The organism is Pedobacter sp., from assembly GCF_031119335.1.
GTDB lineage: Bacteria > Bacteroidota > Bacteroidia > Sphingobacteriales > Sphingobacteriaceae > Pedobacter.
Genome location: NZ_JAVHXT010000009.1, coordinates 86092 through 112449, shown reverse-complemented (window position 1 = coordinate 112449; position 26358 = coordinate 86092). Strand labels below are relative to the sequence as shown.

Below are 26358 nucleotides of genomic sequence, written 5' to 3'. Positions count from 1 at the left end.
TTAAAGTTGGCCTACCAAGTCTAAAAACAAGTCTTTAGCCTTCAATTTTTCTTCGGTAAGCTCGAAATTTAATTTGTGTAAAAGATAATCCTCGATATCGATCCCCTCAATAACCGATAATTCATTAATCACAGTTGGAATATTTTGAATGCCTTCGCCTAGCGCTATATCAAAATCTTTTAAAAAATCTTCTGGAATAGGTTTGTTAGCCACCCAAGCGGCATACATGAAAGGCAATCCTGTAAAGTTCATCCACTCCTCTCCCATATCGTAGGCATATTTAAAATCGGCTTTACGACCAAAAGTTCTATCACCAATTAAAACAATTGCATCAGTCGTAGCAGATTGGTCATTTACAAAATTAACCTCAACCTTAAAATGATTTTTCAATAATACTTTGGCAAGATTGTTAGAAGTACGAGATTGTGGGTCTAACTTTACGGTTTTAATCTCCTCAACAGGAACATCAGAAAAGATAAAAACAGAATTAACCGCCCCAACCGAACCTATGCAATACGAACTGATAATTTGCGCATTAGGCACAAAAGGAATTGCAGCTACAGGAATTAAACCGATATCTACTTGGTTTTCTATCAGTTTTTTAGCGCAATCGGCGGGAATATCTAAACTGAGGTCAATTTTTTCTAATATAGAAGAATGTTTTATTCCGTAAATAAACGGCTTGGTATTGGTATAAGAAACTGCAGAAATTTTAATCTTATTCAAGGTATTTTATAATTGCGCTAAGTGAGAAATGTTGTTAGAATCGATTAGCGTAAATTTATTATCATCGTATTGCAAACGATAAAGCGTGGTGTTAGAATGAGGAAACTCCTCCATATCGCTAAAAGGTTTTTCTAGCAACATACAAAGAATTAAACGCATTGCTCTGCCGTGCATACAAATCAGAATACATTTTTCTTCAGTTTGCTTTTTGATGTGCTCCATAGCTTTTGCCATACGAGCACCAACTTCATTCGGACTTTCGCCGCCGCCAAACTTAGCATCATAATTGCCTATTTGCCATTCTCTTACTACAGCTCTAAATGCCTCTCTAGCTTCTTCGGTATTGGGCTTTCCTTCCCATTCGCCCCAAGCTAATTCGTCCAAACCATCTAATTGTTCCCAAGGCAAACCTAAATCTATAAACCCTTTAACTGTTTGATGTGTTCTGACTAAGGATGAAGTATATATTTTATCAAACTTAACAGAACTATACTTGCTAAAGAAAGCTGCTGCTTGTGCAATTCCAGTATCATTTAAATCGGCGTCTACACCTCTTCCTTGTACTATGCCTAATCTATTAAGTTCTGTTTCGCCGTGGCGGATGATGTATAGTTCCTTCATACCCCAAACCCCTAAAGGGGCTTTTTTATTTTATTGATTAATTTTTAAATGTGCTTTATGCTAAAGTCCCCTTTAGGGGATTTAGGGGTTTACTACTGGCAATTTATAATAAGACGGTTTTACATCATCTTCAAAAACGTGTTCGGTGTAATCGGTAACTACGTTGTAAAGGGTATCTCTTTCAATTGGCTTACGTTTTACGTATTTAATTAAGTCTACCAACTCTTTGGTGCTCATTGCTGGCGTCTGCTCTTCGGCACCTGCCATCGAATAGATTTTAGTAGTATCATCTAAAGTGCCGTCTATATCGTCTACTCCAAAATTCAAACTTAGCTGCGCAGTTTCTCTACTAATCATTGCCCAATAAGCTTTGATATGCTCAAAATTGTCTAAATAAATACGAGCAATAGCATAGTTACGTAAATCTTCTACCACAGAAACTTCTGCTACATCACTCATCTGATTGTTTTGGTTTCTGAACTTCAAAGGAATGAATGCTTGGAAACCACCAGTTTTATCTTGTAATTGGCGCAAACGCTCCATGTGGTCTACCCTGTGCCAAAACTCTTCGATATGTCCGTAAAGCATAGTTGCATTGGTACGCATCCCTAATTTATGGGCTTGTTCATGAATATCTAACCACTGCTCTGCAGTACATTTATCGTGGGCAATTTTTTCTCTTACCTCCGGATGGAAAATCTCTGCACCACCGCCGGGCATTGAGTCTAAGCCTGCTTCTTGCAAAAATTTCATCCCATCATAGTGGCTCAATTTCGCCTTCTTGAAGATGTAGTAATACTCTACCGGAGTTAATGCTTTGATATGTAAATCAGGACGATGTGCTTTTGCTTTTCTGAAAAAACTAGCGTAGAAATCTAGATTTTGCTTTGGCACTACACCGCCGGTAATATGTACTTCGGTTACAGGTTCGTCATCGTATTTCTTAAGGATATCAATCATGCCATCCACATCCATTTCCCACCCCTCTTCACGTTGCTTAATCATGCGGCTGTAAGAGCAAAACTTACAATCGTAAACACAGATATTGGTAGGTTCAATGTGGAAATTCCTATTGAAATAAGTCAAATCTCCATGTTTCTTTTCACGAATGTAATTTGCCAAAACGCCTAAATAACTTAGTTCTGCATTTTGATAGAGGTAAACACCTTCGTCAAAACTGATACGCGTACCATCTTTTACTTTGGTAGCGATATCTTTTAATGGTTGAGCTAAGTTTGGGTTTTGTATCAGTATATCTAACGATTGCACTATTGTTCTCCTTAAGATTTATGCAAAAGTACGTTTAAATGTTTAATTGCTGAATTGTTTAATTGTCGAATTGTTGTAAAGTTGGTTAACTGTTTAATCGGTTAATTGTTGAAATACTATAAGATTGATTATCTTATGGTCAATAGTTGATGTGGTTTGAAGATATATTTTCAACATAACTTCTTAGTGTGCTTTGTGTCTTGGTGGTTTAAACATACTTTTGTAGCATGATACAAAACCAGTATAGCATTTTCGAAAGCGAGTTAAATGTCCGTCCAGATGATATTGATATGTTTAACCATGTACACAATAGTAAGTACTTGGATTACGTATTAGCTGCCCGTTACGAGCAAATGTATAAATTTTACGGTATGAGCTGGGAGAAATTTGAGGAGCTAGGCTTTGGTTGGGTAGTTTCTAAGGTAACTATTGCCTTTAAGCGTCCGCTAAAAATGGGCGACCAAATGATTATTAGAACTGGTATCTTAGAAATGAACGAAAAAGGAAGTAATGTGCAGTTTGAAATCGTTAACAAAAAAACAGGAAAAGTGGCTTCAGATGGTATTTTCGAATATGTAATGATTGATTTGAAAACCCAGCGTTCTTGTAAAGTCACACCAGAGATGATTGAGGCTTATAGTATTTAAAGCAAGATTTTTTTTATTCAGTACTTATTTTTGATTTTCAGGTTTTTTGCTACTTTTGATTATCAAATATCACGAACCATGAAGTTTACTGCAGTCCGTATCAGAATAGCTTAGCAAAGCAAGGGCTCTTACATCAGAAAACAAATTAACGGTGCTAACTTCTAGCATCCCATGGTAATTCTTTTTTACTTTTTTATATGACAAAACCAGTTGAGGCAAAATCACGTTTGTCTAATTTTTTTAATGTAATTGTTCAGTCTTTTAAAGGCGAAGAAATCGATTATACTTCAATCAGTATCAGAAAGGCTATCGTGCTTTTAGCAGTTCCAATGATGTTGGAAATGATGATGGAATCTGTATTTGTATTGGTAGACCTTTATTTTGTTGGTCACCTGCCAAATAGTGCAGAAGCTATCCAAATTGTAGGTTTAACCGAATCGGTATTAACCATTATCTACTCGCTAGCTATGGGATTGGGAATGGCGGCAACGGCGGTGGTAGCCCGTAGAATTGGAGAAAAAAACACAGAAGCTGCGTCGAGAGCTGGCATGCAAACTATTGCCATTGCGGTAAGCATTTCTGTTTTAATCAGTATAGCTGGATTGATATTTGCAAAAGACATTCTCCTGCTAATGGGAGCAACAGAAAGTACAGCATCGCAAGGGGTAACTTTTGTGAGAATAATGATGGGAACAAGCATTTTCATCATGCTACTGTTCTTGATTAACGGAATTTTTAGAGGTGCAGGAAATGCTGCTATCGCGATGCAGAGTTTAGCCTTAGCAAATACGCTCAACATCATTTTATGCCCAATATTAATTCGTGGTTTTGGCCCCATTCCAGCTATGGGATTAACAGGTGCCGCTTTAGCTACGGCAATCGGCAGAGGTACAGGGGTACTGTATCAGATTTATCATTTGGCAAAAGGCAGTGGTAATTTAAAGGTTAAGCTCGCGTACTTGATACCTCAAATAGAACAGATTAAAGCTATCGTAAAAATTGCAGCACCTGCAGTGCTTCAGTTCGTTATTGCTTCGTGCAGCTGGATTTTCTTGGCAGAATTAGTGGCAACAACTGGTGGCGACCACGGCTCGGCTGGTTACCAAACGGCATTGAGGTTAATGATGTTCTTTATGCTACCAGCCTGGGGATTGAGTAATGCAGCAGCTACTTTAGTTGGGCAAAACATGGGCGCTGGCAGAATGGACAGAGCTGAGAAATCGGTATTCGTTACCATCAAATACTCCATGATTTTTATGGGTGTTGTAATGGTGCTGTTCTTAACCTGCGGACATCTATTTGCAGCTTTCTTCACCGAAGATACTCAAGTGATTGCAGTTGCCAGCGAGGCATTAAGAATATTGAGTTTGGGCTTTATTCTTTATGGTATTGGAATGGTATTGGTAAGTGCCTTTAACGGAGCTGGCGATACTTGGACACCGACAAAAATTAATGTCATTGCATTTTGGTTGTTCCAAATTCCTTTTGCATATTTTTTAGCGAAGTATTTGGCAATGGGTCCAACAGGTGTGTTTATTGCTATTCCAGTTGCCGAAGTAGGAATTACAATTGCCGCTTATTTGATTTTTAAGAAAGGTAAGTGGAAGACAACAGCGGTTTAATCTTTTAAGCGTTTCCTCGTCATTTCGACGAAGAATGAGGAGAAATCTAGCAACTATTTTAACTAACTGTTAGATTTCTCCCTATGGTCGAAATGACTAAATAGTTCTATATAGTCTCCTCTAAAACCTGCGTATAAAAATCTTGTAATTTTATGCCCATGGCGGCCACTTGTTGAGGAATAAAGCTCGTTGCAGTTTGTCCCGGAATGGTGTTAATTTCTATAAAGTAAAAGTTTCCTGTGTTGTGCTCTAAGAAATAATCGATACGCACAATACCACGACAGTTTAGTTTTTGATAGACATCAGCAACGATCTGCTCTACCCGAGTCTTTTCTTCTTCTGTCATATCACCAGGCGTAATTTCTTCGGTAACTCCTGGCGTATATTTTGCATCAAAATCAAAGAACTCGTTCTTGGTTTTTACTTCGGTTGTTGGTAATACTACAATCTTTCCCTTTGTTTTAAAAACACCGATAGAAAATTCTCTTCCTTCTACAAATTCCTCAACTAAAACCTGTGTATCTTCATTAAATGCCTTGTCAAGTGCGGCTTGCAAATCATCAAAGTGTTTAACTTTACTCATGCCAATACTGCTTCCACCATTGTTTGGTTTTACAAAAAGTGGCAATTTCAATTGTGATTTTACATCTTCGATATTATAATCTTCTCTAAAAAGCTGTAAAGACTTAGCCACATTTAGGTTTTTAATTCCGTTAACAATAGCTTTTGTGTAGCCTTTGTTCATGGTAATAGAACTGGTAAGCGCATTACAAGTTGTGTAAGGAATACCGATCATATCAAAATAGCCTTGTAGTTTGCCATCTTCTCCAGGTGAGCCGTGTATCACTATGAAAACGCCATCAAAAACTATCTTCTTACCTTTAATGTTTAGCGAAAAATCATTCTTGTCTACTTCTATCTTAACAGAATCTGCAGGCTCGTAAAACCAACCATTTTCGGTAAGCATAATTTTGTAGACGTCGTATTTATTGGTATCGATATTTTGGGCAATAGTTGCAGCACTTTTTACAGATACTACCCATTCTCCTGTAGTTCCGCCGGTTAGCAATGCGATGGTTTTCTTCATAATTATTTTGATTGGCTCAATTGCACTATTTTTGGTTTCAATTATATTTATCTTCCCAAAAATAGACAGATTTGTTTTTAATTTAAGATAAATATTTTTTTAAGCTAAATTTGAAACTTATTTAAAACTAAAAGCGAATGGGCAACTTTACCGAGTACCTTAAAACCAAATCATTCAGAAGAAATATTATAGCCGCTATCTGCACCTTTTTTGGTCTGTTACTCATCGCTTTCTTTAGTCTACGTTACTACACTAAACATGGCGAGGGCTTAAATGTACCCAATCTTAGAGGACTTAAGGTTGAAGACGCCATTAGTAAGTTAGAAGGACTTGGCTTGCGTTACGAGATAGATTCAGTATATATTCAAGACCAACCTCCGGGTATTGTTACCGATCAAGATCCTGATCCAGAAACTTTTGTAAAGGATAATAGAACGATCTATTTAACCATCAATACCAACCAAGCACCAAACGTTAGGTTTCCGGATATAGAAATGAAGTCACTTCGTGAGGCTAAATCAATTATCGAAAGCTATGGTTTAAAATTGGGAGACACAACTTACAAACCCGACGTGGCGAGGGATGTTGTTTTAGAAGCTTTATTTGGTGGTCAGTCAATTAAACCTGGCGAAAGTTTACCAAAAGGTTCTAGAATTAGCTTTGTTTTGGGCGATGGACGTGGCAGCGAAGAAGTAGAATTGCCGAATTTAACTGGATTTACCATAGATGAAGCTAGATTTTCGCTAAAAGGCGCTATGTTAGCTGTAGGAACCATTACTTACGAAGGAACAATTACCGATACTGCTAATGCGGTCATCATTTCGCAATTCCCTTTACCGGCCGATAGCATTACAAAAGTACGTATTGGCACACCAATCAATTTAACGCTTGCTAATAAACCATAAATATGAGCACAAATCAATCTAAAAAGAAAAACTTAAAGATAATCATTATCGTTTTGGCTATTGTTTTAGCCATTGGCGGATATTTTGGCATTAAGTTTTATAACACTTACTTCGCTCCTAACGTAACCGATAAAGAGAAGTATTTGTATGTAAAAACAGGATACGTTTTTGAAGATTTAGTAACAGATCTTCGTTACAAGGAAATTTTAAATGATATTGGTACATTTTGGCAAGCTGCCGAAAAAATGAACTTACAAGGTACTTTAAAGCCAGGTAAATATCGTTTAAAAGAAGGAATGACTAACCGAGCGTTAATCAACATGCTTAAAGCCGGTAATCAAGAACCTGTTAAACTGAAATTCCAGAACATTAGAAAAATTGAAGGTTTAGCAAGTTTATTAGCAAAGAATTTAGAACCAGATTCTGTAGCATTTATGCGCTTGTTAGATTCTGCGGCTTTTGTAGAAAAATACGGTTTCACTACAGAAACGGTGTACACTATGTTCATCCCAAATACCTACGAAATGTATTGGAGCACTTCTAGAGAAGAATTTTTCAAGAAGATGAATGCAGAATACTTGAAGTTTTGGAACGATGAACGCAGAAAGAAAGCTGCTGCAATAGGTTTAGATCCAATTAAAGCTACCATTTTAGCCTCTATTGTAGATGCAGAAGCTTTGTATGATAGAGAAATGCCAACTATCGCAGGTCTTTACCTTAACCGTTTAGAAAGAGGTATTTTATTGCAAGCAGATCCAACAGTGATATTTGCCAATAACGATTTTACCGTTAAACGTGTAACTGGGCCGTTGTTGAGAGTAGACTCTAGATACAACACCTACAAATATGCTGGTTTGCCTCCGGGGCCAATTAATATGCCAAGTATTAGTGCCATAGACGCGGTGTTAAACAAAGAAGACAATAATTACCTGTACATGTGTGCAAAAGAAGATTTTTCTGGTTACCATAATTTTGCGGCAACCGTTCAAGAACACAATATCAACGCAAAGAAATACAGAGAAGCCTTAAATAAGAGAAATATATTTAGATAATGTTTACCTACGAAACCCAAGTTAAAGTTAGATACGCCGAAACCGATCAAATGGGTGTTGTTTACCACGGCAACTACGCTCAGTATTATGAAATAGCACGTACCGAATGTTTCGAGGCCTGTTCTGGTATGACATACGCTTCTATGGAAGCTGATGGGGTAATGCTACCAATTTTAGAACTGCAATCTAAATATTTAAAACCTGCACTTTACAATCAAGTGCTTACTATCAAATCTATTGTAAAAGAGTTACCTACAGTGCGTTTACATGTAGAATACGAGATTTATAACGAAGCGAAAGAATTGATCAACATCGGTAAAACTACCTTGGTATTTGTAGACAAAGAAACTCGTAGGCCGTGTCATCCGCCAGAGAACTTTATGAAAAACGTAAGACAGTACTTTTAAACCCCCGTTCCCCCTAAAGGGGGCAATGGGACGATATGCAGATAAAACAAAATTCCCCTTTAGGGGTTAGGGGTTAATGAATTGGCTACACAAACAACTTTTAAAATTTAGGCCCTACTCTATGCTAATCGAGTGGACTAAAGTTTGTGTGCTTCCAGGTTTCAGTCCTCTACCAATTTATACCGTAGCAACGTTCTTTTTTAGAGAAATTGGAAAAGACACACTAGTTAACAAGGCCTCTTCACTAGCCTACAACTTTATGTTGGCCATATTTCCTGGCATCATTTTTTTGTTTACCCTAATCCCTTACATACCAAAAAGAATTGGATTTCAGGAAGGTTTAATGTCTTTGTTAGCACTCGTATTGCCAGACAATGCCTTTTTAGCTTTCGAAGCAACTATCAATGATATCGTCAACATTCAAAATGGCAGTTTGCTATCTATAGGTTTCTTTCTGTCCTTGTTTTTCGCCACTAATGGCATCCATAATTTAATGATGGCCTTCAATAAATCGTCATTAATTGTAGAAACAAGAACCTTACTTAAACGAAGGTTGGTAGCGCTAGTCCTTACCATCGTCTTAGTTGTTTCCATGATTTTGTGCATCGCTGCCATGACTTTGGGAGAAATTACCATCAACTACCTTAAAAAAGAAATCGAATACGATGGCAATTTGACTATTTACCTTATCAAATTCACCCAATTTGCACTTTTAGGGGCGCTGTACTTTATCAACGTATCTATACTTTACCGTTATGGTCCGGCACATGCCAAAAAATGGAAATTCTTTAGTGCCGGCTCATGGCTAGCTACTATTTTGGCTTTCCTAACCATTTGGGGCTTCTCGTTTTACATCAATAATTTCGGCGCCTACAATAAAATTTACGGTTCTATCGGTACTTTAATGGTCATGATGATCTGGCTTTATCTCAACTCCCTCATTTTATTGATCGGTTTCGAGCTGAATGCCAGCGTAGATTTATCAAAACGGAGCGTAAAAATCATTAGACCAAACTTCAATTTGTTTAAGAGCAAAAGTTCTGACGATAAAAAGTAATTAGAAAATCAGCATCGCATTTCCATCTTTACGTTGGTCCCGTTATCCGCTCATACTCCTCGCCCAACGCCAAGCCCTCCGCTCGGCCTTAGCCACTAGGCCGGTATCCGCTACTACCGGGTTTAATTAACAAAAGCCTGTTCAAGCAACTCAAAAAACTAACCACCAATATAGACTTGCGAAGTTTTAAAACGGCAAAACCCTCAAATTTCTCTTAAATATATAAGAAGGCTTGAGTTAAACTACACAAATCATATCAGTCCAGACTTACGAAGTTTCCAAAACTTCGTAAGTCGTTCACAATCGAGACAAAATCGACGGTTTTTGAAGTACTATTCAATTTTTTCGACCTGATAACTAGTCCATTAAAACAAAGTTTACAAAATACCTATTTTCCAGTTTGCAGAATTGCCTAGAGTTTGTACTTTTGCAGCGGAGAGCTGGCAGAGTGGTCGAATGCGGCAGTCTTGAAAACTGTTGACTGTAACAGGTCCGGGGGTTCGAATCCCTCGCTCTCCGCATTAAAAAACACAGAAAATCCTACATCGAAAGATTGTAGGATTTTTTGGTTTTATACAAGTTCATCATCTTACCAACTATCAAAGCTAAAACCCTAACGCTAGAAAATAAGGAAAATAGATAATCACGGCACATATAGCAGCGAAACAACAAATCACAAGTACTGCACCCGATGCCAAATCTTTTGTCTTAGCTATTAGTGGGTCTTGCTCTTTGGTAACTCTATCGGCTAATGTTTCAATGGCGGTATTAAATATCTCTGCTGTAATAACTAGTCCAATAAGTATCAAGGTAATTAGCCAATCCGTTTTATCTATTTTCAGTATGATGTTTAAGGTTACAACAGCAATAGCTGCAAGTAAATGAAATAACATATTATTTTCATACCTAAATGCTAAGTATATTCCTCGTAAAGCATACCTATAACTCCTTAAATGTTTATTTATCCTATTCATGTCTTCTACTATTTTAAAACGTGAGCCAAATACACAATACCATAGCTCGCCAAACAAACAAAGGGTTTTGAATTAGACCAAGCAAGAATATTTTCCTTTTCAACCTTATCTCTCAAAATTAATATACCTAATATCCAAAATACAATACAAAACCATATATCCATAAAATCAAATCGTCCATTAGTAATATGAAAGAATTGAAATATTTCTAATGTAAAACAAAATATGAGCGGGATAAATACGCAGTCAAAATGCCAATTTCTAATATTTATAAAATATGATTTAGACGTAAGCGTAATACAAAATACCCATAAACCTTCTGGTAAAGAATAAACAACAATGTTATTCAAAGGCAATGCATTAACAATACTTGCTTTTAATGCCAAAAAGCTATCATATGAAATTATTTGAATAAAAATATTGGTGGCAACAGTTTTTTCTGTTCTGTAAAACAAGTAGATAAATAGGCTGATGAGCAATGCTACACCAATAAAAATATACTTCTGCTTCACTACTTTTTGTAGATTAAAAGTTTGAAATAAGAACCTAATCCAAAATGAATTTCTTTAGAAAGTCTGAACTTTTTTATGCTTTCCAAATCTTCAATATAAAAAACAGATCGAAAATGAAAAGCTTTTGATACTATAGCAAATGACTGATCGATGTACTTTAACCAATTGTTGGGCGTAAAGTGATTAAGTATAAACATTTTTCCTCCAGGCTTTAATACCCGATAAGCCTCAGAAATCAATTGCTCTGGACGAGTAACTACAGCAATAACGTGTGAAAGCACCACATAATCGAATTTCTCATCATCGAACAAAAGTAGTTCACCATCCATCTTCAACACTTCAATGTTTTCGGCGCTGTTTTTTCTGGCAGTTTTAACCATGGCTTCAGATGTGTCTATAGCTGTTATTTTATGTTTATTATAATATTTAAAGTGGGTACCATTACCTACGCCAATCTCAAGTAAATTACCATCCGTTAAGCGATTAACTTCGTTAAACAAGACCTTCTTTTGTGGTTTAAGCAAAACATCTACCAATGGATAGAAAAGCGAAAATTTATCATAAAAGGAATTTGTTTGCTTATTCATGTATGGTAAATTAATATGCTAACTTTATCATTTCTTTTCTGAGTTCATAATTTCACAACCTTATAAACTATGAGTTACTCCTACTCAACAACTGCTATACAAAGTTATTGATTTACTTTTTATTTCAAAGTACTTTGATTTTAAAATAACATGATTATAGAACTTAGGCTTTAGTATTTAATTAAACTTAAACTAGTAATAGCAGCGCTAATTTCTCCTTCCTTAAATTTTATTTAACATTTTTTTAATCAAAGTTTGCAGAATTGATTAGAGTTTGTACTTTTGCGGCGGAGAGCTGGCAGAGTGGTCGAATGCGGCAGTCTTGAAAACTGTTGACTGTAACAGGTCCGGGGGTTCGAATCCCTCGCTCTCCGCCTGAAAACAAGCAAAACAAGCCCTTAATATTTAATGGGCTTTTTTTGTGGATTTTAGTTTCGTTTTTAATATTAAGATATGAGTATTGAGATGTGAGTATAGAGATCTAGCGCTGACTTTTAACTTTCAACTCTTAACTTTCAACTTTATCAATGGCAAAGAAAAAGGTTAGAACCTTCATCATCCTTCTCACTTTACTTATACAATTACTTTTCTTGTTCGCCATCTTTATAGAGAAATTTCAAAGCATCTACACTCCTATTATCATTATCGTTTTAAGTTTGCTTGTTTTGGTATCTTACGTAAAAGCGCCAATACATCACAGAACTAATTTGTACGAGCACAGGCTCATTGTAATTTGGATTCCAGCTGGCGCACTAATCTGTTATTTGCTTAATCATATTTGTCATTTAGGTCCAGTAATATCTGCCGGCATAGTTGGAACAGTGGCATCGTTTATACCATCAATTAACAAGCAATCTAAATATCTGAAGCAGCTACCAGGCATGTTTTACTGTGGCGCTTTCATTGGCATGACCAGTTTATCTATCGCCTATTCCTTCTATTTTGTGTTAGCAGCTTCGTTTTTTGCAGGTGTGCTCCTACTAGTTTCTAAAAGTCTCTTCAACGGGCTTGGTGGTAAACTCGGCACCGTAGCTTTCACGGCAGTTACCATCACTTCGTTCATCTTCTTTTTATTATTTAAGAAATGACATCGATTATTATCATTATCACGGCAGTTATAGCGGCAATGGTTACTTTTTATGTAAACCACCAATTAAAACAAGGCCCAATACGTTCATCAGCTTTGCTTTCTCTTTTAGTCGCTTTACCTTTTTATTTCTTTCCGCACATGGCGGATATAGAATTAGCGAAAAATATTCCAGTAGCTTTTATTGGAGGTTCTTTTATTGGGATGGTGTCAAAAAAAATTGTTGATAGTTATATCAAATTGGCGGTTTCTGGTTTAGTGTTTGCTATTATCTATCTCAATACCAGTAGTTTCTTTAATGGTTATGGCGGTGCTTTAGGTGCTTCGGCTGGTATCTCACTCCTATCAGTTTTAAGCTTACCTTTTTTCACTCCAAAGAAACATCACCTCACTAATGGCATTTTACAGCTACGAAAAATCATTTTCAAAAGGAATAAACATTAATTCTTAGTAAATTAGCCACATGTTTCATACAACTCGAAAATCAATTCTATTACAGCACATCTGTCATAAATTTGATTTTCAGCCGACTTTATCGCTTTCTAAACTAGCTATCTTTATTCATCCATTTGATCTGAACATTTATGCCCGTAAAGAAAATCTCTAAAAAAGGAAATGTACTCACCATAGATATTGGTGGAACGAATATTAAAGCTTGTATATTAGATGAGAACGGCAAAATCATTACCGATTATATTTCGGAATCTACTCCAAAAAATGCCGGTCCAGATGATGTGATTTCTACCGTCAAAAAACTGACTAGCGGCTTAAAAGATTTTGAAAAAGTCTCTGTTGGTTTCCCTGGTTACGTAAGAGATGGCGTGGTACAAACTGCACCTAATTTGGGCGAGAACAAATGGGCAAACATAGATTTAGCAGATAGAATTAGTGACCTTTTTGATAAACCCGTGAGATTGGTTAACGACGCGGATTTACAAGGTTTGGGAATTGTGAAAGGCAAGGGATTGGAAATTGTGTTCACTCTAGGAACTGGTTTCGGCACTGCCCTACTTTTTGATGGTGACTTGTTACCGCATTTTGAATTAGCACATTTACCCATCACAAAAGGAGAAAGCTACGACGAATATATCGGGAAAAGAGGTTTCGAAAAAGTGGGAAAAGAAGAATGGAACGAGCGACTGAAATATATCATCGAAATTTATAAAACCGTTTTTAACTACGACACACTATATATTGGCGGTGGCAACTCTGCGAACATTAATTTTAAACTAGATCACAATATTAAAATCGTTTCTAATCAGGACGGTATTAAAGGTGGCGCAAAACTTTGGAAAGCTAAAGAGAAATTCTTGGTTTGCACCAACCTTCACGATTAATAGTAATTATTTAGACAGACAAGATTAAATACCATATAAATGAGCAATACAAATAACACCTACAGTTTCGGCATGATTGGTTTGGGAACCATGGGCAGAAACCTTCTATTGAATATGGCCGATCATGGTTTTTCTGTAACTGGGCATGATAAGAGCGAGAAAATGCTTGCCTTGTTAGAAGAAGAAGGTAAAGCGCATAACTTAAAGGGATTTGCTAAGGTTGATGAATTTATCGAAAGTTTAACATCGCCAAAAACGATTATTTTATTGGTGCCAGCCGGTAAAATTGTAGATGATGTAATTGCTGAAATCACGCCGCTGTTAAGCGAAGACGATATCATTATTGATAGTGGAAACTCTTATTATACAGACACAACTAGAAGATCTCAAGAATTGAAAGAGAAAGGTTTTCATTTCTTTGGGATGGGAATTTCTGGCGGTGAAGAAGGTGCCCGTTTCGGTCCTAGCTTAATGCCAGGCGGAGAAAAAGCAGCTTATCCTGTAGTTAAAGATTTACTAGAAGCTGTTTCAGCTAAAGTAAACGGCGAACCTTGCGTAGCTTATATTGGTCCAGGTGCGGCTGGTCACTTTGTAAAAATGACACATAATGGTATCGAATATGCTATTATGCAGTTATTGGCAGAAACCTATGATATCCTTAAAAACGGCTTAGGTTATGACAACGCTCAAATTCAACAAGTATTCGAAAAATGGAATAATGGTCGTTTGAAATCTTTCTTAATGGAAATTACCAAAGATGTTTTCTTATTTAAGGATGAAAAAACCGGCAACTTGCTAGTTGATGAAATTAAAGATCAAGCTAAATCTAAAGGTACCGGAAAATGGACCTCGCAAATTGCAATGGATGTTGAAGTTCCTTTAAATACCATTGATGCTTCGGTGGCAGGGAGAAACCTCTCTAAATTGAAAGATTTACGTGTAGAATTAGAGGGTTCATTCGGTAAAGCTGCACAGATTGAAAATAAAACAGGTTTCGAAGATCAGCTAGAAGAGGCATTTTATTTCGCAATGGTTTCGGCTTACGCACAAGGAATGCACTTGTTATGGAAAGCTTCTGAAGAATATGGTTACGAACTGAACATGGCAGAAATTGCTAAGATTTGGAGAGGTGGCTGTATCATTCGTGCAGAGTTTTTGCAAGACATTTACGAGGCTTACCAAAAGAATGCCGATTTACAACACTTGTATCAAGATGCTGCTATCCAACAAAAGCTTCAAGCTGGTTTAAAAGATACCAGAAATGTAATTGCTTCGGCTATTAGCGCTGGTATTGCAGTACCTTGTTATGCGGCTGCCATTACTTATTTCGATACTTTAAAAACAGGTAGAATGCCATCGAACTTAATCCAAGCACAACGCGATTATTTTGGTGCACATACTTTTGAGCGTATCGATAGCGAAGGTGTGTTTCACGCTGAATGGAATAAATTAAGTTAAAAGTAATGATATAACCACCAAGAACACCAAGTCCTTTTTGGTAATAATAGCTTTTAGCTTTGTGTTCTTAGTGCCTTAGTGGTAAGAAAAAATAAAAATGAAAAAATCAAGTAAACTTAATCCAACCATATTTGTCATTTTTGGCGGTACTGGCGATTTAAACAAACGCAAACTAGCACCAGCTTTATACAACCTTTATACCGAAGGCTATATGCCATCGAAGTTCGCTATTATTGGTACTGGTAGAACAGCATTTACCGACGAGAAATATCAAAAGGAATTACTGCATAGCGTTAATGAGTTCTCTAGAAACGGCAAGGTTAAAAAAGAAAAATGGGATGTTTTCAGCAAGAACATCCACTACAGTTCTATTGATGTTAAATCTCAAGAAACGTTTGAGAAACTAAAAACGGAAATTGAAAAATATCAGGCCGACTTTGGAGAAAAAACTCAAGTAATATTTTATTTAGCGGTAGCACCTAACCTATTCCCTTTAATTGCGCAGTGCTTACACGAGTACAAGCTTACTGGCAACGAAGAAAATTGCAGAATTGTAATCGAAAAACCGTTTGGTCATGATTTAGAAAGCGCAAAAGAACTGAACCTACTTTTAAGTGGCATCTTTACCGAGAAACAGATTTATAGAATTGATCACTATTTGGGTAAGGAAACCGTACAAAACATGATGGCTTTCCGCTTTGCGAACTCATTATTTGAGCCTTTGTGGAACAGAAATTACATCGAACACATCCAAATATCGGTTACGGAACAGTTAGGAGTTGGCGATAGAGGCGGCTATTACGAAGGCGCAGGTGCATTACGTGATATGATCCAAAATCACCTGTTGCAATTATTGTCTATTGTAGCAATGGAAGCTCCTATTTCATTCAATGCTGATGAAATTAGAGATAGAAAAGTGGAAGTGTTGAGAGCTGTTCGTCCGTTTAAACCTGAAGAAATTAGTGCACATGCAGTTCGTGGTCAGTATAGCAAAGGTTGGGTTGAAGGCCAGGAAGTACCCGGTTATCGCACTGAAAAAGGTGTAGATGCGCATTCAAACACAGAAACGTTTGCAGCCGTAAAATTCTTTATCGATAACTGGCGTTGGCAAGGCATTCCTTTCTACCTACGTACTGGTAAAAGGATGAACCAAACTTCGTCTATCATTACCATACAGTTTAAGGATGTTCCCCATCACATTTTCTCTAATAACGTCGCCGAAACTTGGCAGCAAAACAGATTGATTATAAGCATTCAGCCTGAAGCAAGTATTAGATTGCAGGTACAATCTAAACGACCTGGCTTAGATATGGTGTTAAATCCTGTGGATATGGTGTTTAATTACAAGGGTACTTACGAGAATGATTCGCCAGAAGCTTATGAAACTTTGTTGCTAGACGCAATGACAGGCGATCAAACCTTATTTATGCGTGGTGATCAGGTAGAGGCGGCTTGGGAATTGGTAATGCCGATCATCCATCTTTGGGAAAATAAAACATCATTGGGCTTTCCTAATTATGCAGCAGATAGTTGGGGGCCAGAAGATGCCGAAGCATTAATTGCTAAAGATGGTTTCCACTGGTTTACACTGCCGATTAAGGATTAACCCCTAAATCCCCTAAAGGGGACTTTTAGTACGGAGGTTATAACAATTTATTAATTAGACATTATAAAAAAAGCCCCTTTAGGGGTTTGGGGTATGAAACTAAACATATTTAAAAGTCAATCTGAGTTAAACGAGCAACTAGCACAATACGTTATTAAAATTGCGAATGATGCTATTGCCGAAAAAGGTCGTTTTGATTTTGTATTAACTGGCGGAAGTTCGCCAAAGGGATTGTACAGCTTATTATCTACTACGTATAGAGATCAAATAGATTGGGATAAAACCTATTTCTTTTTTGGTGATGAAAGAACTGTTCTTCCTTTTGAGAAGGATTACAACGGTTTGATGGCTAAAGAAAGTTTCTTCGATAATTTGGAATTACAAGATGGTCACGTTTTTTATGTAGATACCAATTTGTCTCCACAAGAAGCGGCTGCCGATTATAAGCAGAAATTGGATGAGCATTTTGCAGGTGCTTCAATAGTTTTTGATCTGATTTTACTAGGTATGGGGGATGATGCGCACACAGCATCAATTTTTCCGCAAACTGATTTGGTTGACAATAACGAAGCTACTGTTGCCAATGTTTGGGTAGAAAAATTGAACACCAATCGTGTGAGTTTAACAGCACCTTTAATTAATCAGGCTAAAAATATTGCTTTCATTACCTTTGGTGAAAATAAAGCACAAGCTTTGGCCAAGGTTTTTGGCGAAGAGAAAGATTACGCCAACTATCCATCACAATTGATAAATCCTGTAAATGGTGATTTGCAATGGTTTGTGGACGAAGCTGCTGCAAGTTTGGTGAAGTAGTAACTTTGATATTTCGCTGTTTTGCGATGCAGACTTACGAAGTTTTAAAAACTCTTCGTAAGTCTTGTCTTATAAATCAATAGTTTGTTGATGACGCAGCAACGAGCTCGGTTAAGCAGGAACATTAATATCCCGTCATTTCGAACGCAGAGAGAAATCTAACTATTGAATGAATTATAATTCGTTAGATTTCTCCTCATTCTTCGTTCGAAATGACGATTAATATTAGTTGGTCGGGATTTGTAATCCCGACCTCCTATCTGTGGATTTAAAATCCACGGCTATAAAAGTCGAGATTGCAAATCTCGACTAGCGAAATTAAATAGATTCCTCGTTCCTCGTAATGACAAAGGTGCTTACAAATTCTCCTCCATCAACAGATTAATAATCCCATCAACCATACCAACTTTGGGTACAAAAATTTGCTTAATTCCTGCCCATTTCATTACGGTTAGGTAAATTTCGCAAGCTGGAATAATTACATCTGCCCTATCTGGATTAAGTTTTAGTACCGAAATACGCTCTTTCAAAGAGTAAGCATTCAGTTCGTTATACATATTTTTCAATTTCAGGAAAGTTAGCGGCATTTCATCTTTTTCACCACTCATGCGGAACAACTTATTGATATTTCCGCCGGTGCCGATACCTGCAATTTGCTTTAAATCTTTGGTGTTTTGCTTAATCCACTCCTTCATTTCGTTCCAAGTTTCTTCTTTATCCTGGTTATCCAAAATGCGAATGGTTCCTAAATTAAACGATTTTGAAGCAATAGGTTGTCTGTTTACAAATACTGAAAGTTCTGTGCTTCCGCCACCCACATCAATATAAAGGTAACTTCTTTTAATATCCAGATTTTCTTCAATATGGTTAGAATATATGATGCTTGCCTCACGCTGCCCTTCCACAATTTCGATATCGATATTGGCCAATTCCTTTACTTTCTCAATAACTTGCTTCCCATTTTTAGCCTCACGCATAGCCGATGTAGCACAAGCCAAATATTCGCTCACGTGGTAAACATCCATCAGGTTTCTAAACGCAATCATCGTTTTTACTAAATCATCAATTTTTTTATCAGACAATTCTTGATCTAAAAAAGCATCATCACCCAAACGTAAGGGCACACGCACTAAAGTATTCTTTTTAAAACTACTTAAGCGGTCTCCATTTTGGGTGATATCTGCAATTAGTAATCGTACTGCGTTAGAACCTATATCTATAGCGGCGTATCTGAGCATATTATTGATGTTTATTTTTTAGATAACTGTAAGATTGAAATTGTGACCTTACTTTGGTAGCTAATCTGTTTTTATGGTATCTGTTATCGTTTGTTTTGTTAATATTTCGAGCTTTAACGTTATCTTGCAGTTGAAGATCGATGATATCTCTAATCTCTTGCCTAACTTCATCATCCAAAATTGGAAATCCAACTTCTACCCTATGTTCAAAATTACGCGACATTAAATCTGCCGATGAAAGATACATTTCCTCTTTGCCTGCATTAGCAAAAATAAAAATCCGAGCGTGCTCTAAAAATCTATCTATAATACTTATTACTGTGATGTTTTCACTAAAATCTTTCACTCCTGGAACTAGGCAGCAAATGCCTCTCACAATTAGCTTAATTTGAACACCAGCATTGCTTGCATCATAAAGTTTTGCAACAATACCTTCATCGGCCAAACTATTTACCTTTAAAATCATGTAAGCGGTTTTGCCAGCTTTGGCGTTTTTAATCTCCCTATCAATTAAACTATACATTCTATTTCTAGAATCAATTGGCGATACAATTAAATGTTTAAAACCTTTGGCTACGGTGCGCTTGTTTAAAGCAGCGAATAATTTGACAAGCTCTGAAGTTATTTCTGTCTTCGCTGTGAAAATACTGTGATCGCAATAAATACGAGCTGTTTTTTCGTTAAAATTTCCAGTTGCTAAGTTGGCGTAGTAAGTGGTTTTTCGCTTGTCGATGCGTTTAACCAAACATATTTTTGAGTGAACTTTAAAATCGGTTAAACCATAGTTTACATTTACGCCTTCTTCCATTAAACGATTGGTCCAGAAGATATTGGCACTTTCATCAAAACGAGCCTTTAACTCTACCAAACAGTTCACAATTTTACCATTCTTAGCTGCATTAATTAAAGCATTAACTACTTTAGAATTTTCTGCTAAACGATACAAAGTGATATTTATTTCCGTAACCTTCGGATCAATAGCGGCTTCTCGTAAGAACAATATGATATAATCGTACGACTGATATGGCAAATGCACCACAAAATCTTTTTCTGCAATTTTTTTGAACAGACTTTCTGTTCTGTGGATATCTTTTACCTTTAACGGAGGCATTGAGGGGTATTCTAACTCTTTTGCGCCCACATTCGGAAAGGCAATAAAATCACCAAAACGATGGTATTTATTACCAGGAATTAGACCATCTGCACCAACCTTTAATTTACTCACTAAAAAACTAAGCATATCAAAAGGCATATCACTATCATAAAGCAAACGCATTGGCTTGCCTTTTTTACGTTTATCTATGCTTTTGCGAAGTTCTTCGATAAATTTATCGCTTACATTTTTGTCAATATCCAATTCGGCATCTCTTGTTAACTGAATAGAATAAGCTTGTATTTCCTTATAATTAAAAACGTAGAAAATATCATCCAAACAATATTTAATAATATCTTCTAAAAGGATGATAAATTTTAAATCGTTAGTTTCTGGTAGCACCAAAAATCTCGATATACTGTCTGGAAGCTCTAAGATGGCGTATTTTCTATTTTTACCAGAATTGTTGGATAGCTGCACGAAGAAATACAAAGCTCTATCCTTTAATTCGGGAAAAGGCTTGTTAACATCAATCATAATCGGCACCAAGTTAGATAGGATTTTATCTCTAAAATGCTGGCGCACAAACTCCCCTCTTGCTACGTTAAGCTGGGTATGATTAAGAATAAAAATACGTTTTTGGGCTAGTTCGGTAATTAAGATATCCTGAAAAAGCGTTTCAAAGCGGCGTTCTAACTTTACTACAATATTCTTGATTTCATCTAGAACTTTCTTTGGGTTAAACCCCAATAAAGCCTTTGCTTTCTCATTTAAGTTAACCAATCGGTTTAACGAAGCTACCCTAACACGATAAAACTCATCAAGGTTAGAAGAGAAAATAGAAAGGAACTTAATACGCTCAATTAGGGGTACATTTTCATCGGCTGCTTCTTGCAACACCCGCTCGTTAAAATATAACCAACTTATTTCTCTATTTAAAAACGGAAGCTTCTTTTTGGCCATTAGGTAAATTAAAAAAATCCCAATAAGCAGTCTTAATTTTATAACCACATAGACACATAGATTTCAACAAGTTTGAAATTGTTATTTCTAAATAAATCTATTTTAATTTATACCTATGTGTCTATGTGGTTTAGTTTAGCCAACCTCAAAGGATTTCCAAATTGAAAAATTTAGTGTTAAGTTATGATTAATTAAAGATTAACAAAAATCAATTATTTAACATTCGTCTTTTTAATTGTTGTAGCTCTTGGTGTTTTTGTTGTGGTGGCGCCAGCTTTAGTAGGTTCTTCTTGCAGTACAGCTTTCGTAACAGGAACTTTCTTCACCACTGCTTTAGCTTCCGAAGCTTTATCAGCAATTTTATTAACCATAGTTTTTGTAGATGCCCTTCTAACAACTGGCTTGGTAGGCATATCTTCGTTTTTTTTAACTACTGCTTTGGCTACAGCTACTGCTTTTTTAACTGGAGCTTTTACCGCTTTAGCAACTTTTTCTTCAGTTTCTAATGCTGCAACTTTCACACTGCTTACTACAGGTTTAGTTTTTTTAACTGCCTTTTTAACAATTTTAGTAGCAGCTTTATCTGTCTTACTAATTAGTTTTGGCAATTCTTTCTTTATAGCTTTTGTTTTCTTAACAGCTACGTCTTTTTTCGATGAAGTGATATCGTCGATTTTATGCCCTACCACTTCTTTAACTTCAGTAAAAGTTTTAGCTATTTTCTTAGCTACAGCTTTGCTTGCTTTAGCTACATCTGCACCTAAAGCCTCTGCATTGTGTCCTAAGCCTTTTATTGCCTCTAAGAATTTTTCAGTTAGGCTTTGTTCTAATTGTTTTTTAGCAGCTTTTTTCACTGCCTTTTTAGAATTTTTTTTCGATGCTTTTGATTTATTGGTTTTCATGCGTTTAGGGTTTTAGAAGGTGAAAGAAATCATCATTAAATGATTACAGATGATGATGGTTTGCTATATTTTGTGTTTTTTTGTGTATAAATAAAATTATCAATTCTTTTTATAATTTAAGCACTACAATATGCCAAGTTTCGATATAGTAAGTAAAATAGACGCACAAACACTAGACAATGCGATAAATAATGCTAAAAAAGAGATTTTAAATAGATACGATTTTAATACATCTAAAAGCACTATCGAACTAGATAAAAAAACAAATCTCATTACCATTGTAACTGAAGATGATATGCGCTTAAAAGCAATTATCGACTCTATCATTTCTCGAATGATGAAACAAAATTTAGATGCAAATAGTTTGGATTTTGGCAAGGAAACCATCGCTTCTGGCAATATGATTAGAAAAGAAATTACCGTAAAAGAAGGAATTGACAGAGAAACTGCGAAGAAAATTGTTGCTAAAATTAAAGACAGCAAACTTAAGGTTCAACCTTCTATGATGGATGATCAAGTACGTGTACAGAGCAAAAATATAGACGATTTACAGAAAGTAATTCAATTATGCAGATCAGAAGATTTTGGTCAGCCGCTGCAGTATATTAATATGAGGAACTAGAGAAATGATTGAATTTTGAATGAGTAAATGAGTAAATGAGTAAATATTTGAATCCAATCCGTCTATTCTTTCATTTAATCATTCAAAATTATTGAAAGCTAATAAAATCCTATTTTATCATTCACTCATTTAATCATTCAAAATTATCAAGCTTGGAAATCAAAGAAAACGGATTTATTTTCTCAGACGATGGCAACTTAGTTGATGTTAAAGCAGTGCATCACTATTTAAGCACGCAATCGTATTGGGCTAAAGATATTCCGTTAGCCTTGGTGCAGCGTTCCATAGAAAACTCGCTTTGTTTCGGCATCTACAAAGAACAGCAACAAGTTGGTTTTGCCCGCTGGATAACCGACAAAGCTACTTTTGCTTACCTATGCGATGTTTACGTAGAAGAAGAATTTCGTGGTTTAGGTTTGTCCAAAAAACTGATGGCCTTAATGTTATTTCATCCCGATTTGCAAGGCTTACGCCGTTATCATTTAGCCACCTTAGATGCGCACGGTCTGTACGAACAGTTCGGTTTTAAGCCTATCGAAAACCCCGAAAGGCACATGGGCATTGTTTTTAAAGATTTGTACAGCCAACCTCAACCTTAACCTTAACTCTCCAACTACAACTTACTCTTACTTACACCTTCGTTCGTAATTTTCACAGGATTAATCAAACCATTCTCATCAAAAGTCATCATATCTATACAAGTCACTCGATGATTACCATCTTTTTCTCCCAATGGCCTGCGATGATAAACAATATACCAAGAATCTTTTTTGGCGTTGTGAATTACGGAATGATGTCCGGCACCTGTAGCTACGGCAGGATCTTGCTTTAAAATCTTTCCAATTCTTTTGAAGGGACCTAAAGGCGAATCGGCAATGGCATAGGCAACTGAATAATCGGGACCAGTCCAACCGCCTTCGCTCCACATAAAATAGTACTTACCATCTTTTATAAACATAAAAGAACCTTCTACATAACCTTCTGGAGTAATTTCTTTAAAAGTTGTTCCGTCTTCAAAAGCTACGAAACCTGTAAAATCATTATTTAATTTAGCAATGTTACAGTGCCTCCAACCTCCGTAAATTAAATAATACTGTCCATCCTTATCTTTAAACACAAACTGATCAATAGGTTGTGCCTTATTATAAAACTTATCTATTAACGGCTTACCCAACAAATCTTTGAAAGGACCTTGTGGCTTATTTGCTACTGCTACTCCAATACCGCCAACTTCATTATCGCTTTGGATATCATTCGCTCCGAAAAACAAATAATATTTCCCGCCCTTTTTGGTGATAGACGGAGCCCACATTGCTTTCTTTGCCCATTTTACAGCTGAAGTATCAATAATTCGATCATGCTTCTTCCAAGTAACTAAATCTTTTGATGAAAAAGCATCCATAAAAACTTGCTCTTTATATTTAGCAGAGTAAGTTGGGTAAACCCAATACGTTTTATCAAATATTATTGCCTCCGGATCTGCGTACCAACCTTTAAAAATTGGATTGCCCGATGATTGCGCTTGAGACACCATCGGAAGTGCGATTAACAAGTAAATAAATCGTTTTAGTTTCATAGCTGTAAGATAAACAAAAATATTTTGTTTTGCTATTCACTAAACTGTTTTTACTTCTCCTTCCGCATAATCCTTAATATCGGTAATGTAACCATTCATAATTAAGAAATCGAATAAAGGTTTTGCTTCTGGCGATACTGGCATATTTTGGGTAGTAATTACCGTATTGCTTTTCTTATCTAAGAACGGATAAGCGAATAACCTCACATTTCTGCTAAACATGTCATTTACGTAGCTCAACAAATGACCAGTATAGTTTTCGCCAAAATTAGCCGAGTTAAATACAAACTTTAAGTTGTTGATATTGGTAGACATGCCAACGCTTTTCGGTCTGCATCTATCTAAATATTTCGCTAACCTATTTTTACGGGTAAAGTTAGATACAATAACGAAGTTACCCGTTTTGCACATCTCCTCTGCCCTTTTAGCAACCACTTCTAAATCAATATCATCTGGCGTTTCTTGCGCAGCAGTTAAAACATTGGTAATCAAAACCTCAATCATCACAATTAAGTTATTGTCGTCAACCTTGTTCACCAGTTTAAACTGATCTGCCGCCTTGTTAAATAAACTAAAGTTAGGGTTAGATTTCTGTCCGTATTTGGTCCGCAAAATCATCACATCCTTTTTGTAAAGCAAATCCTTTGCTTGTCGCGGATGCGAATCAGAATCGAAAATTGCAGCCGTAGAAAAGTCTTTAACAATTAGATAAAGGTTAAGCAGCAAGTTGTTGACTTCTCCAAAAGCAGGACCTTGTACAGAGATTAAATCAATTTCAACAGAGCCAACATTCAGGTTATCAACCAACGATTCGATCATCTTCTTAGGATCGTTGGCGTAGTAAAATGCCGCATAAACCAAGTTCACACCAATCATTCCCAACACACGTTGTTGCATCTGCACATCGGTATCTAGCAAACGTACGTGAAAATAAATCTCATTTGGCAAACCTCCTGGTTCGCTCTGAAAACGCAAACCAACCCAACCATGCGGATCATTGGTACGGGCAAAATTTAAGGTGGTTACCGTATTAGCAAACGCGAAGAAAGTTTTATCGCTGTGCTTCTCACCTTTTAAACGCTCAATCAACAACGTATATTCGTGGTCGAGCATTTTCAACAAACGAGTTTGGCTTACATATCTCCCCGAATCTTCGGCACCGTAAATCTCGTCGCTAAAAGTCATATCGTAAGCCGAAATGGTCTTTGCAACCGTACCCGAAGCTGCACCAACGTTAAAAAAAGCTCTCGAAACTTCCTGTCCGGCGCCTATTTCTGCAAAAGTACCGTAAATTTTGGGGTTCAAATTAATCTTAAGTGCCTTACGCTTGATGTCGATGATTTCTTGTTGCATAACGCAAAATTACTAAAAACGGTCAAATCGCAAATTTAGGCTTGTAATTTGGTTTGTTTCTAAACTAAAATGCCTCAATTTATTTGAAAAGCAATGTATGTAGCATTGTTATTTGGTAGTCCCTGCTTTCCGTTTCAACATCCCGATAAAACCTGGGCAACAAGCAAACAAACCGTAAAACAATAAAAACAGATGCATAAATCGGGATTTGTTTCCACTTCAATACAGGTTTATTTAACTTAAAACAGTGCTATTTTGAACCTTTTAAAACTGCTAAAAAGCAAAACCTCGTAGGTTTTTGAAACCTACGAGGTTGTTTTTACTATCAAGTTCTTTAATGACGTGGTACCCTTTATCTCGTCCAGAGCTTATTAATCGTCAAGCCTATTATCACTTCCAAAAAGTATTGCAGTTCCTTCTTTATTTCTTGCCAAATTAAAGAGTGCTTTTCGAAAGTTATCAATAGCACTTGGTTCAACAACTATTTCTAGTTTTAGCTTGCCTTTTTCTTCCTGTCTGTAAATTGTTGGTACATTACTTTCGATATGTATTTCTACTCCAATGTGCCCTACATTATCAATTGGATAATACTTCATCGAAAAATAAGAGTAACTATCTTTTTCTCCAGCTTTATAAAAAAGAATTTTGTTCTCTCTAGGGTAATCAGTCAATTCCTTTGCAAATTCAGCTATACGCTCATACTGGTCGTAAACTTCTGTTACACCCGAAAATATATTGTTTGACACTGTCACTTTTAGTTCAAACATATGTTCGTCTTTCCAAATTGATTTTAGTTCAAGAAACGATTTTCGATTGTTTAAAGCCATTGTGTCTTTTTTGTGTT

The 26358-nt window shown here is 36.3% G+C and carries 27 protein-coding genes and 2 tRNA genes; 16 read left to right on the top strand and 13 right to left on the bottom strand.

From position 1 onward, the window contains the following. The 3 genes from REI64_RS11275 to mqnE all read right to left on the bottom strand — a co-directional run bounded on the left by REI64_RS11275 (position 1) and on the right by mqnE (position 2616). Positions 1-726, bottom strand: coding sequence for a menaquinone biosynthesis protein (locus REI64_RS11275; protein WP_308850223.1), 726 nt, complete (start codon positions 724-726; stop codon positions 1-3). A 6-nt stretch (positions 727-732) separates the two neighbouring features. Then, positions 733-1347 (bottom strand): histidine phosphatase family protein, encoded by a 615-nt coding sequence (locus tag REI64_RS11270; protein WP_308850222.1) that lies wholly within the window; start codon positions 1345-1347, stop codon positions 733-735. 81 nt (positions 1348-1428) lie between these two features. Then, positions 1429-2616, bottom strand: a complete 1188-nt coding sequence (gene mqnE / locus REI64_RS11265; protein ID WP_308850221.1) for an aminofutalosine synthase MqnE — start codon at positions 2614-2616, stop codon at positions 1429-1431. A gap of 227 nt (positions 2617-2843) precedes the next feature. Here mqnE and REI64_RS11260 point away from each other — a divergent pair, with 227 nt between their 5' ends. Next, positions 2844-3263, top strand: coding sequence for an acyl-CoA thioesterase (locus REI64_RS11260; RefSeq protein WP_308850220.1), 420 nt, complete (start codon positions 2844-2846; stop codon positions 3261-3263). Between the two features lie 197 nt (positions 3264-3460). Then, positions 3461-4885 carry an MATE family efflux transporter gene (locus REI64_RS11255; RefSeq protein ID WP_308850219.1) on the top strand — a complete coding sequence of 475 codons (1425 nt, stop codon included), beginning with the start codon at positions 3461-3463 and terminating at the stop codon, positions 4883-4885. Positions 4886-4991: 106 nt separating this feature from the next. On the opposite strand, the gene REI64_RS11250 is transcribed toward REI64_RS11255, so the two are convergent. Next, complete coding sequence (locus REI64_RS11250; protein WP_308850218.1) at positions 4992-5972, bottom strand: D-alanine--D-alanine ligase; 981 nt, start codon at positions 5970-5972, stop codon at positions 4992-4994. Positions 5973-6109: 137 nt separating this feature from the next. On the opposite strand from REI64_RS11250, the gene REI64_RS11245 reads away from it, so the two are divergent. The 5 genes from REI64_RS11245 (at position 6110) to REI64_RS11225 (ending at position 9912) form a co-directional block, all read left to right on the top strand. After that, the gene (locus REI64_RS11245; protein ID WP_308850217.1) at positions 6110-6877 is read left to right on the top strand and encodes a PASTA domain-containing protein; all 768 of its coding nucleotides are present in this window, start codon (positions 6110-6112) and stop codon (positions 6875-6877) included. Between the two features lie 2 nt (positions 6878-6879). Further along, positions 6880-7929 carry an endolytic transglycosylase MltG gene (gene mltG / locus REI64_RS11240; RefSeq protein WP_308850216.1) on the top strand — a complete coding sequence of 350 codons (1050 nt, stop codon included), beginning with the start codon at positions 6880-6882 and terminating at the stop codon, positions 7927-7929. Further along, entirely contained in the window at positions 7929-8336 is a 408-nt protein-coding gene (locus REI64_RS11235) for a thioesterase family protein (protein ID WP_097129321.1), read from the top strand. The genes mltG and REI64_RS11235 overlap by 1 nt, the downstream gene beginning before the upstream one ends. Positions 8337-8412: 76 nt before the next feature. Beyond that, positions 8413-9393 (top strand): YihY/virulence factor BrkB family protein, encoded by a 981-nt coding sequence (locus REI64_RS11230; RefSeq protein ID WP_308850215.1) that lies wholly within the window; start codon positions 8413-8415, stop codon positions 9391-9393. 434 nt (positions 9394-9827) lie between these two features. Next, a tRNA-Ser gene (locus tag REI64_RS11225) sits at positions 9828-9912 on the top strand. A gap of 86 nt (positions 9913-9998) precedes the next feature. Here the strand turns inward: REI64_RS11225 and REI64_RS11220 are convergent. The 3 genes from REI64_RS11220 to REI64_RS11210 are packed head-to-tail and all read right to left on the bottom strand — an operon-like array spanning position 9999 to position 11466. Next, positions 9999-10367: a diacylglycerol kinase family protein gene (locus tag REI64_RS11220; RefSeq protein WP_308850214.1), complete on the bottom strand. Its 369-nt coding sequence runs from the start codon at positions 10365-10367 to the stop codon at positions 9999-10001. A gap of 8 nt (positions 10368-10375) precedes the next feature. Further along, complete coding sequence (locus REI64_RS11215; protein WP_308850213.1) at positions 10376-10879, bottom strand: hypothetical protein; 504 nt, start codon at positions 10877-10879, stop codon at positions 10376-10378. Beyond that, entirely contained in the window at positions 10879-11466 is a 588-nt protein-coding gene (locus tag REI64_RS11210; protein ID WP_308850212.1) for a methyltransferase domain-containing protein, read from the bottom strand. Before REI64_RS11210 ends, REI64_RS11215 begins: the two co-directional genes overlap by 1 nt. A 289-nt stretch (positions 11467-11755) precedes the next feature. On the opposite strand from REI64_RS11210, the gene REI64_RS11205 reads away from it, so the two are divergent. The 7 genes from REI64_RS11205 (at position 11756) to pgl (ending at position 17767) form a co-directional block, all read left to right on the top strand. Then, positions 11756-11840, top strand: a tRNA-Ser gene (locus REI64_RS11205). 153 nt (positions 11841-11993) lie between these two features. Then, positions 11994-12554, top strand: coding sequence for a hypothetical protein (locus tag REI64_RS11200; protein ID WP_308850211.1), 561 nt, complete (start codon positions 11994-11996; stop codon positions 12552-12554). Beyond that, a complete protein-coding gene (locus REI64_RS11195; RefSeq protein WP_308850210.1) occupies positions 12551-12997 on the top strand; it encodes a hypothetical protein in 447 nt (148 codons plus the stop codon). Before REI64_RS11200 ends, REI64_RS11195 begins: the two co-directional genes overlap by 4 nt. Positions 12998-13137: 140 nt before the next feature. After that, on the top strand, positions 13138-13890 hold the full coding sequence (locus REI64_RS11190) for an ROK family protein (protein WP_308850209.1): 753 nt from the start codon (positions 13138-13140) through the stop codon (positions 13888-13890). A gap of 39 nt (positions 13891-13929) precedes the next feature. After that, entirely contained in the window at positions 13930-15348 is a 1419-nt protein-coding gene (gene gndA / locus REI64_RS11185) for an NADP-dependent phosphogluconate dehydrogenase (protein ID WP_308850208.1), read from the top strand. Between the two features lie 97 nt (positions 15349-15445). After that, the gene (gene zwf, locus REI64_RS11180) at positions 15446-16954 is read left to right on the top strand and encodes a glucose-6-phosphate dehydrogenase (RefSeq protein WP_308850207.1); all 1509 of its coding nucleotides are present in this window, start codon (positions 15446-15448) and stop codon (positions 16952-16954) included. A 93-nt stretch (positions 16955-17047) separates the two neighbouring features. Next, complete coding sequence (gene pgl / locus REI64_RS11175; protein WP_308850206.1) at positions 17048-17767, top strand: 6-phosphogluconolactonase; 720 nt, start codon at positions 17048-17050, stop codon at positions 17765-17767. Positions 17768-18123: 356 nt separating this feature from the next. Here pgl and REI64_RS11170 read toward each other — a convergent pair whose 3' ends face one another. The 3 genes from REI64_RS11170 to REI64_RS11160 all read right to left on the bottom strand — a co-directional run bounded on the left by REI64_RS11170 (position 18124) and on the right by REI64_RS11160 (position 21963). After that, complete coding sequence (locus tag REI64_RS11170; protein WP_308850205.1) at positions 18124-19005, bottom strand: exopolyphosphatase; 882 nt, start codon at positions 19003-19005, stop codon at positions 18124-18126. A gap of 1 nt (position 19006) precedes the next feature. After that, positions 19007-21061, bottom strand: coding sequence for a polyphosphate kinase 1 (gene ppk1 / locus REI64_RS11165; protein WP_308850204.1), 2055 nt, complete (start codon positions 21059-21061; stop codon positions 19007-19009). Positions 21062-21273: 212 nt separating this feature from the next. Continuing rightward, positions 21274-21963, bottom strand: a complete 690-nt coding sequence (locus REI64_RS11160) for a hypothetical protein (protein ID WP_308850203.1) — start codon at positions 21961-21963, stop codon at positions 21274-21276. 130 nt (positions 21964-22093) lie between these two features. On the opposite strand from REI64_RS11160, the gene REI64_RS11155 reads away from it, so the two are divergent. Both REI64_RS11155 and REI64_RS11150 read left to right on the top strand, forming a co-directional pair. Further along, positions 22094-22585, top strand: coding sequence for a YajQ family cyclic di-GMP-binding protein (locus REI64_RS11155; protein WP_308850202.1), 492 nt, complete (start codon positions 22094-22096; stop codon positions 22583-22585). 152 nt (positions 22586-22737) lie between these two features. Beyond that, the gene (locus REI64_RS11150) at positions 22738-23184 is read left to right on the top strand and encodes a GNAT family N-acetyltransferase (RefSeq protein ID WP_308850201.1); all 447 of its coding nucleotides are present in this window, start codon (positions 22738-22740) and stop codon (positions 23182-23184) included. 14 nt (positions 23185-23198) lie between these two features. Here the strand turns inward: REI64_RS11150 and REI64_RS11145 are convergent, their stop codons facing one another. The 3 genes from REI64_RS11145 to REI64_RS11135 form a co-directional block, all read right to left on the bottom strand. Next, positions 23199-24161: a glycoside hydrolase family 43 protein gene (locus REI64_RS11145; RefSeq protein ID WP_308850200.1), complete on the bottom strand. Its 963-nt coding sequence runs from the start codon at positions 24159-24161 to the stop codon at positions 23199-23201. A 39-nt stretch (positions 24162-24200) separates the two neighbouring features. Continuing rightward, positions 24201-25514 (bottom strand): nicotinamide mononucleotide adenylyltransferase, encoded by a 1314-nt coding sequence (locus REI64_RS11140; RefSeq protein WP_308850199.1) that lies wholly within the window; start codon positions 25512-25514, stop codon positions 24201-24203. A gap of 371 nt (positions 25515-25885) precedes the next feature. Next, entirely contained in the window at positions 25886-26260 is a 375-nt protein-coding gene (locus REI64_RS11135; protein ID WP_308850198.1) for a hypothetical protein, read from the bottom strand. Positions 26261-26358: the final 98 nt, after the last annotated feature.